The 20,535-nt window shown below is 61.3% G+C and carries 15 protein-coding genes and 1 pseudogene; 8 read left to right on the top strand and 8 right to left on the bottom strand.

What is annotated here, in order from left to right; genetic code table 11:
* Positions 1–218: 218 nt before the first annotated feature.
* The 4 genes from hutH to hutC form a co-directional block, all read right to left on the bottom strand.
* A complete protein-coding gene (gene hutH, locus B2D37_RS15125) occupies positions 219–1,754 on the bottom strand; it encodes a histidine ammonia-lyase (protein ID WP_079203462.1) in 1,536 nt (511 codons plus the stop codon).
* A gap of 2 nt (positions 1,755–1,756) precedes the next feature.
* Positions 1,757–3,442 (bottom strand): urocanate hydratase, encoded by a 1,686-nt coding sequence (gene hutU, locus B2D37_RS15130; protein ID WP_079203463.1) that lies wholly within the window; start codon positions 3,440–3,442, stop codon positions 1,757–1,759.
* Positions 3,443–3,997: 555 nt separating this feature from the next.
* The gene (locus tag B2D37_RS15135; RefSeq protein ID WP_079203464.1) at positions 3,998–4,588 is read right to left on the bottom strand and encodes a HutD family protein; all 591 of its coding nucleotides are present in this window, start codon (positions 4,586–4,588) and stop codon (positions 3,998–4,000) included.
* Positions 4,585–5,337 (bottom strand): histidine utilization repressor, encoded by a 753-nt coding sequence (hutC, locus tag B2D37_RS15140; RefSeq protein ID WP_079203465.1) that lies wholly within the window; start codon positions 5,335–5,337, stop codon positions 4,585–4,587. The genes B2D37_RS15135 and hutC overlap by 4 nt, the downstream gene beginning before the upstream one ends.
* Positions 5,338–5,438: 101 nt before the next feature.
* Here hutC and B2D37_RS15145 point away from each other — a divergent pair, with 101 nt between their 5' ends.
* Entirely contained in the window at positions 5,439–6,794 is a 1,356-nt protein-coding gene (locus tag B2D37_RS15145) for a formimidoylglutamate deiminase (RefSeq protein WP_079204997.1), read from the top strand.
* Positions 6,795–6,931: 137 nt separating this feature from the next.
* Here the strand turns inward: B2D37_RS15145 and B2D37_RS15150 are convergent.
* The 4 genes and pseudogenes from B2D37_RS15150 to B2D37_RS15165 all read right to left on the bottom strand — a co-directional run bounded on the left by B2D37_RS15150 (position 6,932) and on the right by B2D37_RS15165 (position 9,439).
* Positions 6,932–7,491, bottom strand: a pseudogene (locus tag B2D37_RS15150) (lipocalin family protein).
* Between the two features lie 10 nt (positions 7,492–7,501).
* Complete coding sequence (locus tag B2D37_RS15155) at positions 7,502–7,756, bottom strand: outer membrane protein assembly factor BamE (protein WP_079203466.1); 255 nt, start codon at positions 7,754–7,756, stop codon at positions 7,502–7,504.
* Positions 7,757–7,825: 69 nt separating this feature from the next.
* Entirely contained in the window at positions 7,826–8,428 is a 603-nt protein-coding gene (locus B2D37_RS15160) for a DUF924 family protein (RefSeq protein ID WP_079203467.1), read from the bottom strand.
* Positions 8,429–8,431: 3 nt separating this feature from the next.
* Positions 8,432–9,439: a class 1 fructose-bisphosphatase gene (locus B2D37_RS15165; RefSeq protein ID WP_079203468.1), complete on the bottom strand. Its 1,008-nt coding sequence runs from the start codon at positions 9,437–9,439 to the stop codon at positions 8,432–8,434.
* Positions 9,440–10,558: 1,119 nt separating this feature from the next.
* Here B2D37_RS15165 and B2D37_RS15175 point away from each other — a divergent pair.
* From B2D37_RS15175 to B2D37_RS15205, 7 genes are all read left to right on the top strand, one after another.
* Positions 10,559–11,869 carry a nucleotide sugar dehydrogenase gene (locus B2D37_RS15175; RefSeq protein WP_079203470.1) on the top strand — a complete coding sequence of 437 codons (1,311 nt, stop codon included), beginning with the start codon at positions 10,559–10,561 and terminating at the stop codon, positions 11,867–11,869.
* 122 nt (positions 11,870–11,991) lie between these two features.
* Positions 11,992–13,419 carry a mannose-1-phosphate guanylyltransferase/mannose-6-phosphate isomerase gene (locus tag B2D37_RS15180; protein ID WP_079203471.1) on the top strand — a complete coding sequence of 476 codons (1,428 nt, stop codon included), beginning with the start codon at positions 11,992–11,994 and terminating at the stop codon, positions 13,417–13,419.
* Between the two features lie 76 nt (positions 13,420–13,495).
* The gene (locus tag B2D37_RS15185) at positions 13,496–15,028 is read left to right on the top strand and encodes a glycosyltransferase (protein ID WP_079203472.1); all 1,533 of its coding nucleotides are present in this window, start codon (positions 13,496–13,498) and stop codon (positions 15,026–15,028) included.
* Positions 15,029–15,046: 18 nt separating this feature from the next.
* Positions 15,047–16,192: a PilZ domain-containing protein gene (locus B2D37_RS15190; RefSeq protein ID WP_079203473.1), complete on the top strand. Its 1,146-nt coding sequence runs from the start codon at positions 15,047–15,049 to the stop codon at positions 16,190–16,192.
* 9 nt (positions 16,193–16,201) lie between these two features.
* Complete coding sequence (locus B2D37_RS15195; protein WP_079203474.1) at positions 16,202–17,665, top strand: sel1 repeat family protein; 1,464 nt, start codon at positions 16,202–16,204, stop codon at positions 17,663–17,665.
* A complete protein-coding gene (locus B2D37_RS15200; RefSeq protein ID WP_079203475.1) occupies positions 17,662–19,086 on the top strand; it encodes an alginate export family protein in 1,425 nt (474 codons plus the stop codon). Before B2D37_RS15195 ends, B2D37_RS15200 begins: the two co-directional genes overlap by 4 nt.
* Positions 19,087–19,099: 13 nt before the next feature.
* Entirely contained in the window at positions 19,100–20,527 is a 1,428-nt protein-coding gene (locus B2D37_RS15205; RefSeq protein WP_079203476.1) for an MBOAT family protein, read from the top strand.
* Positions 20,528–20,535: the final 8 nt, after the last annotated feature.

A 20,535-nucleotide genomic window follows, 5' to 3' on the forward strand; every position in this document is an offset into this window, starting at 1 on the left:
CCGCCTGCTGCAATGCTAATCATTCGAACCGGGATGACCTTTACCACAAGCATGGCCGCCGCCTCGACAAAGGCAATCGCTGCCCGGTTGAAATGCTGGCAAAACCGGCACCGTCAGCCCGACTGTATGTGTCAGCACGGTCTGTCGATCCTGTTGAATCGCCAAAACGCGCCATGCCCCGGCACAATCGACGGGGCATGGGCGCGCAACAGGCGGGCTTAGGCCTGGGACGGTAGCAGCTGCGCCGGCAGTAGGTCACTCAGGCAACGGGACGCCAACAGTTCGCTGGCCGCCTCGATGTCCGGGGCGAAGAAGCGGTCTTCCTGGTAGTGGCTGACCTGCTCGCGCAGCGCAGCGCGCGCCCGTTCCAGTTTCGCCGAGGTCTTGCGCCCTTCGCGGAAGTCCAGGCCCTGACAGGCACCCAGCCACTCGACGGCGAGAATGCCGCGCACGTTGTCGGCCATCTCCCACAGGCGCTTGCCGGCGGCCGGGGCCATGGACACGTGGTCTTCCTGGTTGGCTGAGGTCGGCAGGCTGTCGACGCTGTGTGGATGGGCCAGCGCCTTGTTCTCGCTGGCCAGCGCGGCGGCGGTGACCTGGGCGATCATGAAGCCGGAGTTGACCCCGCCATTGGCCACCAGAAACGGCGGCAGCTGTGACATGTGCTTGTCCATCATCAGCGAGATGCGTCGTTCGGACAGCGCGCCAATTTCGGCGATGGCCAGGGCCAGGTTGTCGGCCGCCATGGCCACCGGCTCGGCGTGGAAGTTACCGCCGGAGATCACGTCGCCCTCGGCGGCGAACACCAGCGGGTTGTCCGATACTGCGTTGGCCTCGATCCCCAGCACCTCGGCGACATGGCGGATCTGATTGAGGCAGGCGCCCATCACCTGGGGCTGGCAACGTAGCGAATAAGGATCCTGCACCTTGTCGCACTTTTCATGCGAGCGGGATATCTCGCTGCTGGCGGTGAGCAGGTCGCGGTAGGCCGCCGCCGCATCGATCTGCCCACGCTGGCCACGGGCCGCGTGGATGCGTGCATCGAAGGGCGCCCGCGAACCGAGCATGGCTTCGACGCTGAGGCTGCCACAGACCAGCGCCGCGGCGAACAGATCCTCGGCGGCGAACAAGCCGCGCAGGGCATAGGCGGTGGAGACCTGAGTGCCATTGAGCAGCGCCAGACCTTCCTTGGCCGCCAGGGTCAGCGGTTCGAGACCGGCGATCGCCAGCGCCTCGCGCGCCGGCAGCCACTCGCCGCGATAACGCGCCTTGCCCTCGCCGAGCAGGACCAGCGACATATGCGCCAGCGGCGCCAGGTCGCCGGACGCGCCGACCGAACCCTTGAGCGGGATATGCGGGTAGACCTCGGCGTTGATCAGGGCGATCAGCGCATCGATCACCAGCCGGCGGATGCCGGAGAAGCCACGCGCCAGGCTGTTGACCTTGAGCAGCATGATCAGCCGTACCAGGTCATCGTCGAGCGGCTGGCCGACGCCGGCGGCGTGCGACAGCACCAGCGAGCGCTGCAGATTTTCCAGGTCCGCGCTGGCGATACGGGTCGACGCCAGCAAACCGAAACCGGTGTTGATGCCGTAGGCGGTGCGGTTCTCGGCGAGGATCTGCTCGACGCAGGCGACGCTGGCCTCGATCGCCGCGGCGGCACTCTCATCCAGGGTTACGCTCAGCGCGCCCTGATGGACCTGACGCAGTTGGGCCAGGCTCAGTTGGCCAGGAACAATATTCAAGGTACTCATGTTCAGGCTCCTTTAACCGGGTTGATCATCGGCAGATTAAGGCCCTGCTCGTGGGCGCAGTCGATGGCGATCTGATAACCGGCATCGGCGTGACGCATCACCCCGGTGGCCGGGTCGTTGTGCAGCACCCGGGCGATGCGCTCGGCGGCTTCATCGCTGCCGTCACAGACGATGACCACCCCGGAGTGCTGGGAGAAGCCCATGCCCACCCCACCACCGTGGTGCAGCGAGACCCAGGTGGCGCCGCTGGCGGTATTCAGCAGGGCGTTGAGCAGCGGCCAGTCGGACACGGCATCGGAGCCGTCCTGCATGGCTTCGGTTTCGCGGTTGGGGCTGGCCACCGAACCGGAATCGAGGTGGTCGCGGCCGATCACGATCGGTGCGGACAACTCGCCGCTGCGCACCATCTCGTTGAACGCCAGGCCGAGCTTGGCGCGCTGGCCCAGGCCGACCCAGCAGATACGTGCCGGCAGGCCCTGGAAGGCGATGCGCTCGCGGGCCATGTCCAGCCAGTGGTGCAGGTGCGCATCGTCGGCAATCAGCTCTTTGACCTTGGCGTCGGTCTTGTAGATGTCCTCGGGGTCGCCGGACAAGGCCACCCAACGGAACGGGCCGACACCGCGGCAGAACAGCGGGCGGATATAGGCCGGCACGAAGCCGGGGAAGTCGAAGGCATTGCTCACGCCTTCTTCCTTGGCCATCTGGCGGATGTTGTTGCCATAGTCGAAGGTCGGCACGCCCTGCTGCTGGAAATCCAGCATGGCCTGCACGTGCACGGCCATCGACTGCTTGGCCGCCTTGACCACCGCGGCCGGCTCGGTCTGCGCCCGCTCGCGGTATTGCGCCCAGTTCCAGCCGATCGGCAGGTAGCCGTTGAGCGGGTCGTGGGCGCTGGTCTGGTCGGTGACCATATCTGGGCGCACGCCTCGCTTGACCAGTTCCGGGAGGATTTCGGCGGCGTTGCCCAGCAGGGCAATGGAGATCGCCTTGCCTTCGGCGCAGTACTTCTCGATACGCGCCAGGGCGTCGTCGAGATCCTTGGCCTGCTCATCGACGTAACGGCTGCTCAGGCGGAAGTCGATGCGGCTCTGCTGGCATTCGATATTCAGCGAACAGGCGCCGGCCAGGGTCGCCGCCAGCGGCTGCGCGCCGCCCATGCCGCCGAGGCCGGCAGTCAGCACCCACTTGCCGGTCAGGCTGCCGTTGTAGTGCTGGCGCCCGGCCTCGACGAAGGTTTCATAGGTGCCCTGGACGATGCCCTGGCTGCCGATGTAGATCCAGCTGCCGGCGGTCATCTGGCCGTACATGGCCAGGCCCTTGGCATCCAGTTCGTTGAAGTGCTCCCAGGTCGCCCAGTGCGGCACCAGATTGGAGTTGGCGATCAGCACTCGCGGCGCGTTGCTGTGGGTCCTGAACACGCCGACCGGCTTGCCGGATTGCACCAGCAGGGTCTCGTCGTCATTCAGGTTGGTCAGGCACTCGACGATCTGGTCGTAGCACTCCCAATTGCGCGCGGCGCGGCCGATGCCGCCATACACCACCAGTTCCTTGGGGTTCTCGGCCACTTCGGGGTCGAGGTTGTTCATCAGCATGCGCAGCGGCGCTTCGGTCAGCCAACTCTTGGCGGTCAGCTGATTACCACGCGGGGCGCGAATTTCGCTATCACGGAAACGGGTCGAGTTGCTCACAAGAAATCCTCCAGGGAAAGACCGCCGTCAGCCTGACTATTTTTACGCATTACGGCTGGGCATGCGCAGATCTAAACATGTATATACAAGTATGATCAAGTGAAAATCCCGCCCCTTCGCGCTCATTGCCCCACTGCCAATTCGCTTGCCCACAACCCACTACACCGGCACAGAGGATACAAACACCTGCCAAGCCGGTTTTTTGGCCGTTACTCCCGAAAAATACGCACCCTTATGTATATACAAATAGAACGGCAATATGCTCGCAAAACGAGCGAAAATGACCTGATTAGCAATGGACCCCAGCCCGCGCCATCGCAAGCAAGCCAGGGACCACAGCACGGCGGCTTCCGGCTCGGCGCGCCAAACAACTGCGGTAAACCCGTTATTTTCGCCTCCCGGTCCGCTCGCGAAGGGGCGCCGGCGGTAGCGGCTGAGGATCATTGCTAATCAGCAAAAGCAGCGCGTCGGGGCGGTCCTCGGTGCCCCTTTGCAGGAGGCGCGCCCCGCGGCGTAGCGGACAACGTCCGCTCAAAAAAACTGAAATGAGGGGGTTTAGCGCGAGGTCAATTCGATCAAACAGCAAACGCCGGCAGCACTGCCCTGCAACTGCAGTTCGGCCAAGTCGGCTGCACGCTCAACCTGCAGGCAGTCGTAATGCCCCAAGAGCACTGCACTGCCATCAGCGAGGCGCACTTCGAGCGCCGACGCAGCGTTGAACAGCAGCATGACAGCCGCCGAACTGAACACCCGCTGTGACCGCTCCAGGGACAACCACTGCAGGCGCGCCGCATAGCGCTGCGGCGCATAGATCAGGTTGAAGTCACGGATGGCACCGGCCAGCAACTGGCACTCCACCCGGCTGTCACCGGCGAAGGCGAAGGGATCGATCGGCAACAGCGGCCGCGACGGCACGCCGTCGACCTGCAGGCACATACCCTCACCTTCCAGCACGGTGATGATGCGCTGGTAGCCATTGAACGCGGAAAAACCACCCGACGCACCGATATCGGCAATCGACAGGCGCCAACCGAAGCCTTCCAGGCCTTCCCCCTGATCACGGGCAATTTCCAGGGTACTGCCCGCGCCGTTCTTCCACGGCATGCGCGGATAGTCGGCCGCGCGCAGGATCTGCATCCGACTCATGAACTGAAACGCCCCTCCAGACGATGGCGCGATCCCGGATGCAGCAGGCGCGCCGAGGTTACTGCCTGTGGACCGGACCAGGTGCGCCGGCGAATCAACAGACAGGGTTCGCCGCGCTCGATCTGCAACAGCCGGCACTCTTCGGCATCGGCGAGAATCGCCTCGACCACATGCTCGCCCTCGGTCAGCGGCGCGACCCGCGACAGGTAGGCATAGGGCGTCAACTGGGTAAAATCCTGCTTGAGGTAGTCGGGGGCCACCGCCGCATTCACATAGCGATCTTCCAACTGCACCGGCACATCGTTTTCGTAATGCACGATCAGCGAGTGGAACACCCGCTGGCCTTCGCGCAGATCCAGCGCCATGGCCCGCTCCGGGTTGGCCAACTCTTCGCCCAGGCGAATCAGCTTGCACTGGTGACGATGGCCGCGGGCAGCGATCTCGTCGGCGATGTTGTTCACTGCGAACAAGGCCGAGCGCCCCTTGGGCTCGGCAACGAAGGTGCCCACGCCCTGCATTCGCAGCAGCAGGCCGTCATTGGTCAACTCGCGCAAGGCGCGGTTGATGGTCATGCGACTGAAACCCAGCTCTTCCACCAGCTCGCTTTCCGAGGGCACCCGGTGGTGCGCCGGCCAGGCGCCGCTATGGATCTGCTGGACGATCATCTGCTTGACCTGGGCATACAGCGGCGCCGGTGCTTCACTGAGCTGACCGGCAAAAGCGGACGGCTTCGACAATGTTTTAACCATGTACCTCTCCTTGTCGCCTGACCGGCAGTTTACCCTCGCCACAAACACCTGTATATGTATATACAAATAAACACCAGCAAGTGGACAAGCATTATGCCTGCATTCTTCGCCCCCGCGCCCTGCTCGCCCGAGGCTGGGCACAGAACGTACGCCTGGAAATTTCCACCTCCGGCATCCTGGAAAGCATCACCGTCGACGGCTCGGCCGCGGGCGCCGAGCGCCTGCGCGGCCCGGTGGTACCGGGCATGCCCAACCTGCATTCGCATGCCTTTCAGCGCGCCATGGCCGGCCTCACTGAAGTGGCCGGCAATCCCAATGACAGCTTCTGGACCTGGCGCGAACTGATGTACCGCCTGGTCGGCCAGCTCAGCCCCGAACAGGTCGAGGTGATCGCCCGCCAGCTGTATATCGAGATGCTCAAGGCCGGCTACACCTCGGTCGCCGAATTCCACTACGTGCACCATGACCCCCAGGGCCAGGCCTACGCCGATCCGGCCGAACTGGCCCTGCGCATCAGCCAGGCCGCCCTGGATGCCGGCATCGGCCTGACCCTGTTGCCAGTGCTCTACAGCCATTCCGGCTTCGGCGGTCAGCCGCCGAATCAGGGACAACGACGCTTTATCCACAGCAGCGACAGCTACCTGGCCCTGCAACAGCGCTTACAGCCCCTGCTCGAACAGCGCCCGGCGCAGCGCCTGGGCCTGTGTTTTCATTCGCTGCGCGCGGTCAGCCCCGAACAGATCCAGAGCGTACTGGACGCGACTGCCGGCGATTGCCCAGTCCATATTCATATCGCCGAACAGCAGAAGGAAGTCGACGACTGCCTGGCCTGGAGCGGTCGCCGCCCCCTGCAATGGCTGTATGAACACGCGCCAGTGGATCAACGCTGGTGCCTGGTGCACGCCACCCATGCACAGGCCGACGAAGTCACCCTGATGGCGCGCAGTGGCGCAGTGGCCGGCCTGTGCCTGACCACCGAGGCCAACCTCGGTGACGGCATCTTCCCGGCGGTGGACTTCCTCGCCCAGGGCGGTCGCCTGGGCATCGGCTCGGACAGCCATGTCTCGGTCAACATGACCGAGGAATTGCGCTGGCTGGAATACGGCCAACGCCTGCGCGACCAACGGCGCAATCGTCTCTACCGCAGCGATCAACCGCTGATCGGCCGCAGCCTGTACGACGCGGCCCTGGCCGGCGGCGCCCAGGCGCTCGGCCAAGCGGTGGGTGAACTGGCGGTCGGCAAGCGCGCCGATTGGCTGGTGCTGGATGGCGACGACCCCTATATCGCCACGGCCAGCGACGATGCCCTGCTGGGCCGCTGGCTGTTCGCCGGCAGCGAACGGCAGATCCGCGATGTCATGGTCGGCGGTCGCTGGGTAGTCCGCGACGGCCAGCATGCCGGCGAAGTGGCAACCGCCCAAGCCTTCGCCCAGGTACTGCGCGAACTGCTTGGTTAGCGGCGCCCGCTCAATGGGCTGCCACGCGCCCTACGTCCAGTAGCGCATACGGCTGCAGACCCAGAAAAATGCCGCTGTCCTGATAAGGAAAGCGGCATTTTTCTCAAGTGCGCGGTATCGCCCTTCGCGGGCGTTGTTCAGGGTTGCGGCAACTGGTCGTCTGGCGTGCGCCAGATCAATGCAGCGGTGTCATAGCCTTGTCCACGCGCCACGTCCAGCAACTTGTCACGCATGGCCGGCGCCACTTGCGGGCTGCGCGCCAGTAGCCACAGGTGGTCGCGATTCGGGTGGCCAACCAGTGCGCTCTGGTAGTCGTCATCCAGGTACAGCACCCAGTACTCGCCCTTGGCGACGCCCGGCAGCAGGCCGCCTAACCAGTTGTCGAAGCGCACCCACAGCTTGCTAGTCTTGCCTGCCACCTGCGGCACCGCCCGCCCTCAACCTCCTGCCACTCGCCCTCGAGGGTGCGACAACGGTTGCTCACACTGAGACTGCCATCGTCCTGCAGGGCATAACGCGCCTCGGATTGCGCGCAGTTACGCTGGAAGAACATCGGCAAGCGCGCCAGCTCGTACCAGGTACCCTGATAACGCTGCAGGTCGACCTTGTCGACGGTTTTCGGCGGCACCACTCCGGTACCCGAGTTGGCGCAACCCGCCAGTACTGCAACGGCTAATAACCCCGCGAGTACGCGCATGCTCGACTCCTTAGTTCAGACCCTTGCCCGAGAACATCACCACCTTGTCGCCAGCGTACTGCACGCTGATAAGGCTCTTCTCGTCGCCCCAGGTGCAACTGGTGATGCCCAAGGCGCCTGCGCACTCGCTGGGCGCGCCGAGCAATTGCTCGACCTCCGGCTTGCTCATCCCGGACTTGAGTTGGGAATAATTATCCTGATTGACCTTGCTGCAAGCAGCCAGCAGCACACAACCCGACAGCACGACGAAATAGCGCAACGACATGGCGCAGACTCCAGAATTTAAAGTAGGACAAGCTTGGCACAGCGCCGCAGCAGCTGCCCGATTAGGACGTCAGAAACGCGAGCCAGGTTCCTGCAGGAAAGCCAACTCTTCCGGGGTCGAGGGCCGAGTAAGTACGGCATTGCGATGGGGAAAGCGGGCAAACCGGGCGATCACCCGTTGATGACGCTCGGCGTAATCCAGGTAATCGGCGAACAGGGCGCGCTCGCCAGGCGCCGCGATGGACAACAGTTGAGCGAAACGGCGCACCGCCTCGTCCTGCAGCAGCAGGTCTTCGGCGTGCTCCAGGACCAGGTAGACGAACACCCGCTGAATCGGCGCCAGCGCCTCTTCCTTCTCTCCGTCCAGCCCTTCGAGCACCAGTTGCAGGCCCCTGGCAGCGCCGGCGAAGGCCTGCGGGTTGCCGCGAAAGATCATCCGCGGTAACTGGTCGAGTAGCAGGATCAGCGCCAGCCAGCCGCGCGGCGACTCCGCCCAGTCGCGCAACTCGCCGGCCAGCGCCTGCCCCACCAGCTCGCCGAATCGCTCACGCGCCTCGGCGTCCTGGCCATCCTGCTTGCCGAACCACAGTGCGGAACGCGCCGCCGCCACCTCGGCGGCCGTTGTCCCGGGCCCAAACCACCAGTCGAGCAACGGCTGCCAAGGTTTATGCATGGATCACTCCTGGTGGTAGGCGGTCACGCGCTCGACTTCTTCCTTGGAGCCAAGGAACACCGGCACGCGCTGGTGCAGGGAAGTCGGCTGGATATCGAGAATACGTTGGGTACCATTGGTCGCAGCGCCACCCGCCTGTTCGATGATGAAGGACATCGGGTTGGCTTCGTACATCAGGCGCAACTTGCCGGGCATCGAAGGATCGCGATCATCACGCGGGTACATGAACACGCCGCCACGGGTGAGGATGCGGTGCACGTCGGCAACCATGGAGGCGATCCAGCGCATGTTGTAGTTCTTTTCCAGCGGCCCGCTTGCACCGGCCAGCAACTCGCTCACATAACGCTGCACCGGCGCTTCCCAGTGACGCTGGTTGGATATGTTGACGGCGAATTCCTGGGTGGTTTCCGGCACCTTGATGTCATCGTGGGTCAGCACGAAGCTGCCCAGCTCGCGATCCAGGGTGAAGCCTTTGACGCCGTTTCCCAGGGTCAGCAGCAGCATGGTCTGCGGGCCATAGATCGCATAACCGGCGGCGACTTGCTCGGTGCCTGGCTGGAGAAAGGCTTCTTCGCCAAGATCGCCGGTGGCGCCGTTGCGCTCGGGGCAACGCAGGACCGAGAAGATGGTGCCTACCGACACGTTGACATCGATGTTGGACGAGCCGTCCAGTGGGTCGAACACCAGCAGGTAAGCGCCTTTCGGATAGCGCCCGGGAATCTGGTAGGCCTGGTCCATTTCTTCCGACGCCATGCCGGCCAGGTGACCACCCCACTCGTTGGCCTCGAGGAGGATTTCGTTGGACATTACATCCAGCTTTTTCTGCACTTCGCCCTGCACGTTCTCGGTGCCCATGCTGCCGAGCACGTCATCCAGGGCGCCCTTGGATACCGCATGGCTGATCGCCTTGCAGGCCCGCGCTACCACTTCGATAAGGAAACGCAGATCGGCGGGAGTGTTATGGCTGCGGGTCTGCTCGATCAGATAGCGACTCAGGGTGATGCGGGACATGGATGGCTCCGGGAAGGAAAGAAATCGTGCGCAGTTTAACCCTTTACGGGCGGCAGCGCCTCCAACCCAGAGTGGGTGGAGCGCATACTCGGCATTCGGAACGGCTTAAGCCTGCATGCATACCTGCACGCGGTTACGTCCCGCCCGTTTTGCCTCCTATAGTGCGACATCGCCCGCATGCAGGAGTTCATCCAGCGCGTGGCCTTGCTCGGGCCACAGCGCCAGGCCAGCCAACAAGGTTACCGCTCGCTCACCACTGCGCTTAAGCAGCGGACTCGCGGGCAGGCCCCGACAGATCGACGCCAGGCGCTTGCGCGCCGCCTGCCCCAACAACGGCACCCCGCCGCTTTGCGCGGATCAACTGCCTGCGGACATACCCCGCATGAGCCCACACTCAACTCAGGAATCGGCACCCATATCCGGCGGGAGATAAAGCTGACCGACCCTCTCTCGACAACAGGACGGCACCTCAATACATACCGAAAGAGCAAAATCAGGCAACTCCCGCACTGCGCAACACTGCCCCTGTAAATATCCGACAGAACCCTGCTTGCGCTGCCACCACTACACAATCAATTTATTTAACTCAGAACAGTAGTTACCACGCCCAACTATCAGACGCAGCATTCATCACCAATAACAGCACCTTAGTACCAAGTAAACTCACCACCCAGCCCAGCACCCTCCGACAGGGTCTACTCTCCAAACGCCCAGCACTTGCCAACGACCGACACAACACAAAACGCACAAACAGGGCGCAACTCTGTATGCCAGCGAATTATAACTGTGCAAGAACTTTGATATTTTTTTGGCGTCATTAATTTTACATAAAAAAATATAGCATATTATTGGCGCCTTAAATAAGTCGATATTTAACTCATTGTTTTATAAGCATTTAATTATTACAGAAGAAGAAGGATCGTAAAAAACGAATTTGGTTCAAGTTTTGCTTGAACCACTTAGCCAGCCAACTTAAGATCCCCGTCGAACTAATTACGGTGGCAGCCAAACAATCGAAGAAACTGTAACGATTGCGCAATCTGCACCCTGTATTTAATCGCAGGGAAGTTGGTGAAAAGTGATTTTGCTAATCATCGGATATTATTGGAGAGGGACCTTATGAGAATCAGTATTTTTGGCCTGGGCTATGTGGGCGCCGTCTGTGCTGGCTGCCTGTCTGCTCGCGGGCATGAGGTCATCGGGGTCGATGTCTCGCAACCCAAAATCGATCTGATCAATCAGGGTAAATCCCCTATCGTCGAAACGGGCCTGGCCGAACTGCTGGACGCTGGGGTAAAAGCCGGCCGACTGCATGGCACCACCGACGTCGCCGCCGCCGTGCTGGCGAGTGAGCTCTCGTTCATTGCAGTAGGCACACCCAGCAAGCGCAACGGCGATCTCGATCTTGGCTACATGGAGCAGGTCTGCACGCAGATTGGTACAGCACTGCGCGATAAAAGCGAGCGCCATACCATTGTGGTACGCAGCACCGTACTGCCGGGCACCGTGAAGAACGTAGTGATCCCGCTGCTCGAAGCCGCTTCCGGCAAGCAGGCCGGCGTCGACTTTGGCGTGGCGACCAACCCTGAGTTCCTGCGCGAAAGCACAGCCATCAACGACTACGACTTCCCCGCCATGACCGTGATCGGCGAGCTGGACGCGCAATCGGGCGACCTGCTCCAGGAGCTGTACAGCGAACTGGACGCCCCGATCATCCGCAAGTCGATCGAAGTCGCCGAAATGATCAAGTACACCTGCAACGTCTGGCACGCCACAAAGGTCAGCTTTGCCAATGAAATCGGCAACATCGCCAAGGCCTGCGGCGTCGACGGCCGCGAAGTGATGGACGTGATCTGCCAGGATCACAAGCTCAATCTATCCAAGTACTACATGAAGCCCGGCTTCGCTTTTGGTGGCTCCTGCCTGCCGAAAGACGTGCGCGCCCTGTCCTATCGCGCGGGCTCGTTGGACGTCGAAGCGCCGCTGATTGGTTCGTTGATGCGCAGCAACGTGATTCAGGTGCAGAACGCCTTCGACATCATCTCCAGCTACGACAAGCGCAAGATTGGCCTGCTGGGCCTGAGCTTCAAGGCGGGCACCGACGACCTGCGCGAAAGCCCGCTGGTAGAGCTGGCGGAGATGCTGATCGGCAAGGGTTACGAGCTACGCATATTCGACAACAACGTCGAATATGCCCGGGTTTTCGGCGCCAACAAGGAATACATCGAGTCGAAGATCCCCCACGTCTCCTCGCTGCTGTGTAGCGAACTCGAAGATGTGGTCGCGGCTTCCGACGTGCTGATTCTCGGCAACGGCGACCCACGCTTCGCCGAAGTACTGATGAATGCCGGCGACGACAAACAGATCGTCGATCTGGTTGGCTTCATGCAGCACAGCTCCAGCGGTTCCAAGGAAGGTATCTGCTGGTAAGCGCAATGACTCTCGCCCCCGCAACAATTAAACGGTATTCGGGCTGCCGCGGACCGCAACAAAGCGCCCTGCCTCTTCACTGCCCAACGTGATGCAAATCCATGCACCAAAGGAGTGACAGCATGATCCCCTTGATTTTGTCCGGTGGTAGCGGTTCTCGACTCTGGCCGCTCTCGCGCAAGCTCTACCCCAAGCAGTTCCTCGCCCTCACCGGCCCGGAAACGATGTTTCAGCAGACGCTGCAGCGCCTGGCGCTCGAGGGCATGGGCAAACCCATGGTGGTGTGCAACGAAGAGCACCGCTTCATCGTCAGCGAACAATTGGCCGCCATCGACTGTAGTGCGCAAACGATCCTGCTCGAACCCTTCGGTCGTAATACTGCACCGGCGGTGGCAATCGCCGCCATGCACCTGCTCGCCGATGGCCGTGACGAGCTGCTGCTGGTACTGCCAGCAGACCATGTAATCGAGGAGCTCGAGGTCTTCCATGCGGCCCTCGATGTCGCGCGCCAGGCCGCCGAGCAAGGCGAGATGGTGCTGTTCGGCGTGCCCGCCGAACGCCCGGAAACTGGCTACGGCTACATCAAGAGCGGAAGCAGCAACAGCGAGCTGCCGACTGGCGTATTGACCGTGGAGCGTTTCGTCGAGAAACCCGACCTGGCCACTGCCGGTGAATTCGTCGCACAAGGCGACTACTTCTGGAACAGCGGCATGTTTCTGTTCCGCTGCAGCCGCTACCTCGAAGAACTGCAACGCCACGACCCCGACATCTACGACACCTGCATGCTGGCGCTGAAACGCAGCGAGATCGACCTGAACTACGTGCGTATCGACCCGAGCAGCTTCGCCTGCTGCCCGGACAACTCGATCGACTACGCCGTGATGGAAAAGACCACGCGCGCCTGCGTAGTGCCGCTCGCGGCCGGCTGGAACGATGTCGGCTCCTGGTCGGCGCTATGGGACGTCCAGGACAAGGATGCCAATGGCAACAGCCATACCGGTGATGTAGTCCTGTATGACAGCCACAACAACCTGGTACACAGCCAGAGCAAGCTGGTCACTCTGGTCGGCCTGGACGACGTAGTGGTGGTGGAGACCAAGGATGCAGTGATGATTGCTCACAAGGACCGGGTGCAAGAGGTCAAGCAGTTGGTCACCACCTTGACCGCCCAGGGCCGCCCCGAAGCCCAGAACCACTGCCAGGTCTACCGCCCCTGGGGCAGCTATGACTCCGTGGATAGCGGTCACCGCTTTCAGGTCAAGCGAATCATAGTCAATCCCAGCGCCAGCCTGTCTCTGCAGAAACACCATCACCGTGCCGAGCACTGGATCGTGGTCACAGGCACTGCACGCGTGACCTGTGATGAGCAAACGTTTCTGCTCTCGGAAAACCAGTCGACCTACATCCCTATTGGGTCGGTCCACCGCCTTTCCAACCCCGGAAAAATCCCCCTGGAAATCATCGAGGTGCAGTCGGGCAGCTACCTGGGTGAAGACGATATCGAGCGATTCGACGACGTCTACGGACGCACCGACGCCACTCTCAACTAATTCAAGGACCCGATCCGGGGCCGCTCGGCGAAACGCCCGGCGACAGAGGACGGCTTCAACGGAGGAAGCACAACCCATGCTCAAGTATTTTGTCAGTGCATTTGAGAGGCTGGAGACTTCAGCGGTCTTCGCCAAACTCTGTGGCTGGGCTTGCCTTGTCGCCTTGATCGCTCTTGCCTCCGAGATGGTCGATCCGGCATACCTGGATCCTTCGCACCAGAAGTTCATCTTCCTGGTCGGTGCGCTGGGCATGTGGCGCTACGGCAACGCCATCGTTCACTACCTGCGCGGCATGTATTTCCTGCACTGGCGCTTTCCGCGGATGCGCAAGGCCGTCGAGCACATGGGGACGGCAGCATTGCCCGAGCATATGTTCATGGTGGTGACCAGCTTCCGCATTCCCACCCACACCACCTTCAAGGTCTACCAATCGGTATTCCAGGAAATTCAGCGTCTGCCAGTGCCCTGCACGGTGATCGCGTCGATTGTCGAGAAAGGTGACGAGAACTTCATCAAAGACATCATGCGCCAGGAAGTGCGCGAGCGTACCGACATCAAGCTGATCATCGTGCGCGCCCGCGGTACCGGAAAGCGCGACGGCCTGGCGCACGCCTTCCGCGCCTTATCGCGGCAGATGCCTATGGAAAACGCAGTGGTCGGCGTGGTCGACGGCGACACCATGATGCTGCCCGGCTGCGTCGAGCGCGCCGTGAGCATGTTCGCCTATCTACCCAACGTCGGCGGCATCACCACCAACGAATTCTGTGAGGTGGAAGGCAGCAAGGTGATGAAGGAGTGGCACACCATGCGCTTCGTCCAACGGCACATCAACATGTGCTCGATGGCCCTGTCCCACCGTGTGCTGACCCTCACTGGACGCCTGTCGTTCTTCCGCGCCAGTGTTATGACCAATCCCGAGTTCATCAAAGACGTCGAGGCCGACTTCCTCGAGCATTGGCGCCTCGGCCGTTTCCAGTTCCTCACCGGCGACGACAAGTCGTCCTGGCTCAGCCTGATGCGCGCCGGCTGGGACACCTTTTACGTGCCCGACAGCCATACCCTGACGGTGGAACATCCGCCCGACAGCAGCTTCCTGCGCGCGACCCGGCAGTTGATGTACCGCTGGTATGGCAATTCGCTGCGGCAGAATTTCCGCGCCACCAAACTGCTGGGGCTCGACCGCCTGGGGCTCTTCACCATGTACGTGCTGTATGACCAGCGCGTGTCCATGTGGACCTGCCTGATGGGCTTGAGTGCCTCGGTAGTGGCCGGCCTGCTGTTCGGCATGCAGTACCTGCTGCTGTATCTGTTCTGGGTTCTGCTATCGCGCACGCTGGTGACTTTGCTGTTTTTCTTCACGCGGCACCCGGTCGACCCGATCTACCCCTTTGTTCTTTATTACAACCAGATCGTCGGCTCGGTGATGAAGGTTTACACCATGTTCCACATGGATCTGCAAAGTTGGACCCGGCAAAAAACCACGCTCAGCAACGGCAGCGTCAGTTTCGATGCAGCCCTCAACCGATGGACTTCGAAGGCGATGCTGCTGTCCTCCATTGCCATTTTCTTCGGGGTCATTTCGGTCCTGCTAGATCTCACGCAACCATAAAGTAAAGGCGCGAACGCTATGAGTAGCACCTCTGTCTTAGCGGCAAACGTTGTTCACGAGGCCATCGACGAACGTCAGTTCGTCCGCACCAAAATACCGGCCAAGGCCATCCTCAGTGGCCATGGCCTGAGCGGTCTCGAATGCAATATCCAGGACATCTCTCTCGGCGGAATGGGTCTGCTGTACGACCAGCCACTGAAACTCGGCAGCCTGTTCAACGCCTCGATCCGCCTCAAGCTGAGCACGATCGACCTGAACATCGACGCCAAGGTGAAGATCGTCTCGCAACGCGGCCGGGAGGTCGGCGCCGAGTTCGTCGAACTGGACAGCCAGAAACGCGACATCCTGCGCTATATCATCGCAGCTTACATGTCCGGCGATATCGCCGACATCAACGGCCTGTTCAACGTGATGCAGCGTGAGAACTACATCAAGGAGCGCAAGACAAAACACGCCAGCGCCCGCACCTCGGGCGAGCGCCTGAAAGCCGCCCTGGGCACCCTGCTGTTCCTCGCCGTGGGTCTGGCGGCCCTGAGCCTGATTCTCTACAAGAGCTACCTGCTGTTCTTCCGCATCCCGGCCAGCCAAGCCATCGTCAGTGCCAATGCTTACGTGATCAGCATGCCGGATAACGGCTATGTGAAGTACCTGCTGCAACCCGGTCAGGTCCAGGTCAAGGTGGGTGAGCCGGTGGCCAGCGTGTCCAGTCAGCTGGCCGCCACCTTCACCACGCCATCGGATATTCAGGCGCTGGCCAACCTGTCGCAGACCGACATGCAGCTGCTGATGGGCCGCACCCTGATCGAGACGGTGATCGCCAGCCCCTGCGATTGCGATGTGTTCTTCCCCGCCAAGACGCTCGATGGCTACGCCTACAAGTACCAGCCGCTGGTACACCTGCTGCCGCGCGACGAGGACCTGTTTATCAAAGCCACGGTGCCGTTCGAGCAGATGAGCAAGCTCGCCCGGGTCAGCTCGGTACAGATGCAAATCTTCGGTATCGATGAGCCCGTCGGCGGCACAGTCGTCGCCAGTGCGGTGGACGAGCTGAACCAGACCCTGGTGCTGAGCATCAAGCCAGAGCGCGCATTGCCGCACGACGCGTACCAGAAACCAGTCTCCGTGGAACTGTTCCTCGGCCTGCCGCTGATCGCTCAGTTCTAAGGCGCATCGATGAGATATTTACCGTCTTATGCCGCCGGGCTAATCGCCGTGCTGCTCGCTGCAAGTGCCAGCGGATCAGCCATTGCCGGACAAAGCCTGCAGCAAATCCGCTATGCGCTATTCAAGGATCCCTCTGCCTCGGTAGAAGGCGACTTGCGCCTGTTGGCGGAAAAGGGCGACCTGGCCTCCCAGCACCTGCTAGCCAACGTACTGGCGGCAGACCCGGTGCAAACATACGAGGCGGTAACCTTCTATAAGAACGCCTTTGCCGAGGGCCGTGGCGAAATTGCGGCGCTCGCGTCCATGGCCCGACTAATGGATCGCAATCCACGGCTACGGCGGGAAAACAGCGATTTCTTTCGGGCGGCCTTGCAGCAATTTGCGCAAAACCGTGACGTGCAAACCCTCAACACCAGCCTTGAGGTCTTCGTCGCCTACCCCGAGTTCTTTACCCCGCAAGAGGCTCAGTCGCTGATCGAGCTATACGGCAGGTCTTGCCTGGTGGACTGCAGCAGTGACTTCTATCGGGCGATTCTGGCCGAGCGGCTCGGCCAGATCGATCAAGCCAAAGCCGGCTATGAACGAGCCATGATGACCGATGTCAGGGCCGTCGATCGCTACTACGCCGTGCTCGGCGAACAGCAAGATCCACTGTTTGCCCGTTTCGCCAAGACTCTGGTCGAGCGCCTCGACAGCATCCCGGTCGAAATCGTGCACCGCATCGGCACGCAGCTAGACAGCATCAGCGCTGAGCGCAGTGTGGGCCTGCGCTACCCGCTCGAACCGACTAAAGCCGCACTGGATCGGCTACCGCCAGCCGAGCAGGACGCCCAAAAAGCGGCCATCGAACAGGTCAAGACCACGGTTGAAGAAGAAGCCGAGTCGCTGCGCGGCGACGCCCTGATCTGGCTGGATAACGCGGTCGAACGCGGCTGGGTGCCGGGGATGGTCGCCAAGGTCAACTTCATGACTTCTTCGCCCACCGAGCACAGTGCTAGCGACACTGCCGCTCTGATCGAGCGCATTGAGCAGAGCCAGCCCTTGCGCGCCAAAGCCCTGCGCGTATCCCTGCACCTGGTGACCAGTTGGCCGACCCTCGACCCGTTCAAGGCCCAGGCGCTGATCGAGGAACTGATCGCCGCCGATTACCGCGACGCGCGCATGCTGCTTGGCGATCTGTATAGCCATGGCGGCCTGGACGAGCCCGAACAGCAAAAAGCGCTGGCGATCTATAGGGAAATGGCCGCAAGCGGCTCATCGACTGCGTATTACCGCATGGCTTCGGTTTACTCCAGCGCACGCGGCATTTGTTACGACGCAGTGAAGGCCTACACCTACGCCAGTGTCGCGGTGGAATACGGCGACTACCGTGCCAGCAACCTGCTTAAAGAGCTGGAAAGACGTATGCCCAAGCACGACATCGAGCAAGCGCTGCTCGCCCAGGCCAAACTGCTCAAGGATGTGTACCAATGAACACTTTGAACGCGCTCAGGTTCAGCGCTACTTCACTCGCACTGCTGGCCTCATTGGCCTGGGCAGCAGACGAACCGGCGCTTGCGCTGGGCGTTGAAGATGAGGTGATCACCTCCGAGGTCTTCCACAAGCTGACCCTGCAAACCGGCTACGGCCCTCAGGACTCGACGATAGGCAACCGTCGCGAAAGCTTCCAGAGCTACCGCTATGAACCCTCGTTTCACTGGTACTCCCCGGAGAATCGCTGGGCCAAATGGCAAGTCTTCGGCCGGGCCTGGATCAACTATGACACCAGCCAGGCCTCTACCTCGCTGCAAGAAAACAACCCGCAATCTGGCCCCGAGCGTGAGCGACCGGAGTACTTCTATTCCGAACTGCGCGAGCTCTATGTACGCCGCAACCTACTATGGGATGACCCCCGTTACTCGGTAACCCTGGGCCGGCAAAGTTTCTTCGACCACTACGGCATCTGGTGGGACGACACCATCGAATCCGTGCGTTTCAACTACCAGGACAGCTTCTCCAGCGGTTTTCTGGCAATGGGCCAGAAGTTCTATTACTACAACACCGACGTGAACGATCTCGACGACACCGACGAGGACATCTTCTACGCCATGGGCGAGTACGCCTGGCGCTGGAGCCCGCACAACAGTGTCGGCGTACGCATGCTCTACGAGGACGATCACTCGGATCAAAATCCTGCAGACCGCCAGGACTTCACGGGCCTGCGTGCCGGGCTGTTCTTCGACGGTCAGAACCTCGACCTGCGACCGCTGAGCGATTACCACCTGGAACTGGCAACACTCGACGGCACAGTCGAAAGCATCGACAGCAACAATCTGCGCGACGATGGCCATACCCGAGGCTGGGCGGTGCTCGGCGAAGTCGGCAAGCGTTTCAACGACCTGCCCTGGACCCCGCGCCTAGCCCTGCGCGGCGGCATCACCGATAAGCCGGACGATGCCAATGACGGTTTCTACCTGAACCGCATCCAGTCCGATCGAGTGGTCGAACTGGAGCGCTACAGCACCCGCCTGGTCAGCGCGTTCATCAACGTCAACGTGCGCAACCTGAAGTACTACGGGGTCACCCTGGAGACCCAGCCGACTCCGCGCAGCTCGCTGGACTTTCGCCTCAGCGATCTCTATTTGCGCGATGACGCGGGCGACCTGCCGCTACGCGTCGATCGTGAGCAGAGCCGTACGCGCCAGGCAAATATTGCCAACGGCAGCCACGACGGCAGCAGTTCGGTGGGCCAGGTGCTCGATGTGAATTACTACTGGAAGATGTTTCCCATCGCTCACCAGGGCAAGCATCTCGACCTCAACACCTTGCTCAGCGCCAGCTACTTTCGCGCCGGCGATGCGGTCGCTAGTGGCGATGACTACCAGCTCACGCTGGGTATCGTGATGCACTACTGACAGGCGAAACACCATGGTCTTCACCTCGAACATCTTCCTGTTTCTGTTCCTGCCGGTCTTCCTGCTCTGCTATTACGCAGTCAAAGACCAGTGGCGCTCCTACGTGATAGTGCTCGGCAGCTACCTGTTCTACGCCTGGTGGCGCCCGGACTTTCTCTTGCTGTTCGTCGCCATCTCATACTGGAACTATTGGTTCGGCATCAAGATCAAGGCGCGCATGGATGCCGGCAACAAGACCCTGGCTTTCCGCCTGCTGTGCGTAGGCGTGGTCGGCAACCTGTCGACCTTGGGTTACTTCAAGTACGCCAACTTCGGGGTCGAGGTGATCGCCGCGGTATTGCAGCCGCTGGGTATCGATACCTTCACCCTGGAACACATCATCCTGCCGCTGGGGATTTCCTTCTTTGTATTCCAGGCGCTGAGCTACATCGTCGATATTTACCGGCGCAATGCCGAACCAACCACCCGCTTCGTCGACTTTGCGGCCTACATTGCCCTGTTTCCGCAACTGATCGCCGGTCCGATCCTGCGCTACAGCCTGATCGACAAGCAGCTCAAGCAGCGTACGCACTCCCTGGAGCTGTTCTCCCTGGGCGCCTGCCGGTTCATGCTCGGCTTTATCAAGAAAGTGCTGATCGCCGACTCCCTGGCGCCGATGAACATGTTGTTCGTCGGCGAAGGTTCACCGCAACTGGTCGACGCCTGGTTCGGCCTGTTCATTTCGACGCTGCAGCTGTACTTCGATTTCTCCGGCTACAGCGACATGGCCATCGGCCTGGGCATGATGATGGGCTTTCGCTTCGCCGAGAACTTCAACCAGCCCTACCTGGCACAGAGCGTCACCGAGTTCTGGCAGCGCTGGCACATGACCCTGGCGGACTTCCTGCGCGACTATGTCTACATGCCCATGGTGCGCAAGCGCCTGGCCGGCATGCTGGTGGCGCTGGTCTACACCATGCTGCTGTCCGGCCTCTGGCATGGCGCCAGCTTCGCCTTCATCCTCTGGGGCTTGTTCTTCGGTGTGGCCATGGTGACCGAACGCAAGCTTGGCCTGGCGACCAAGATCACCACGCCCTACAGTCCACTGCGCAACCTGCGCACAGTGCTCCTGATTTTGTCGTGCATGCCACTGTTCTTCACCGGCGACCTCGAACACAGCCTGGGTATCTATGCGGCGATGCTCGGCATGAACGGCATCGGCACCCTCAATCTCTACCTGTTCGGCACGTCGGCGATGACCATTTCCTTCGCCCTGGTGGCTGTCGCCTGGCTGGTCATCGCCGGTGCCATCAACAGCCGCTACTACGCCGGCAACAAGGAACAGTACTTCATGCAGCATGTCGGCGGCTTCAGCGCCCTGCTGCTGTGGGCAGGCTTCGCGTTGGCCATCAGCCGCCTGGCGGCTAATTCCTTCTCTCCCTTCCTGTACTTCCAATTCTGAGGTGCTGC

Source organism: Pseudomonas sp. CC6-YY-74 (assembly GCF_002025205.1).
Lineage (GTDB): Bacteria > Pseudomonadota > Gammaproteobacteria > Pseudomonadales > Pseudomonadaceae > Aquipseudomonas > Aquipseudomonas paeninsulae.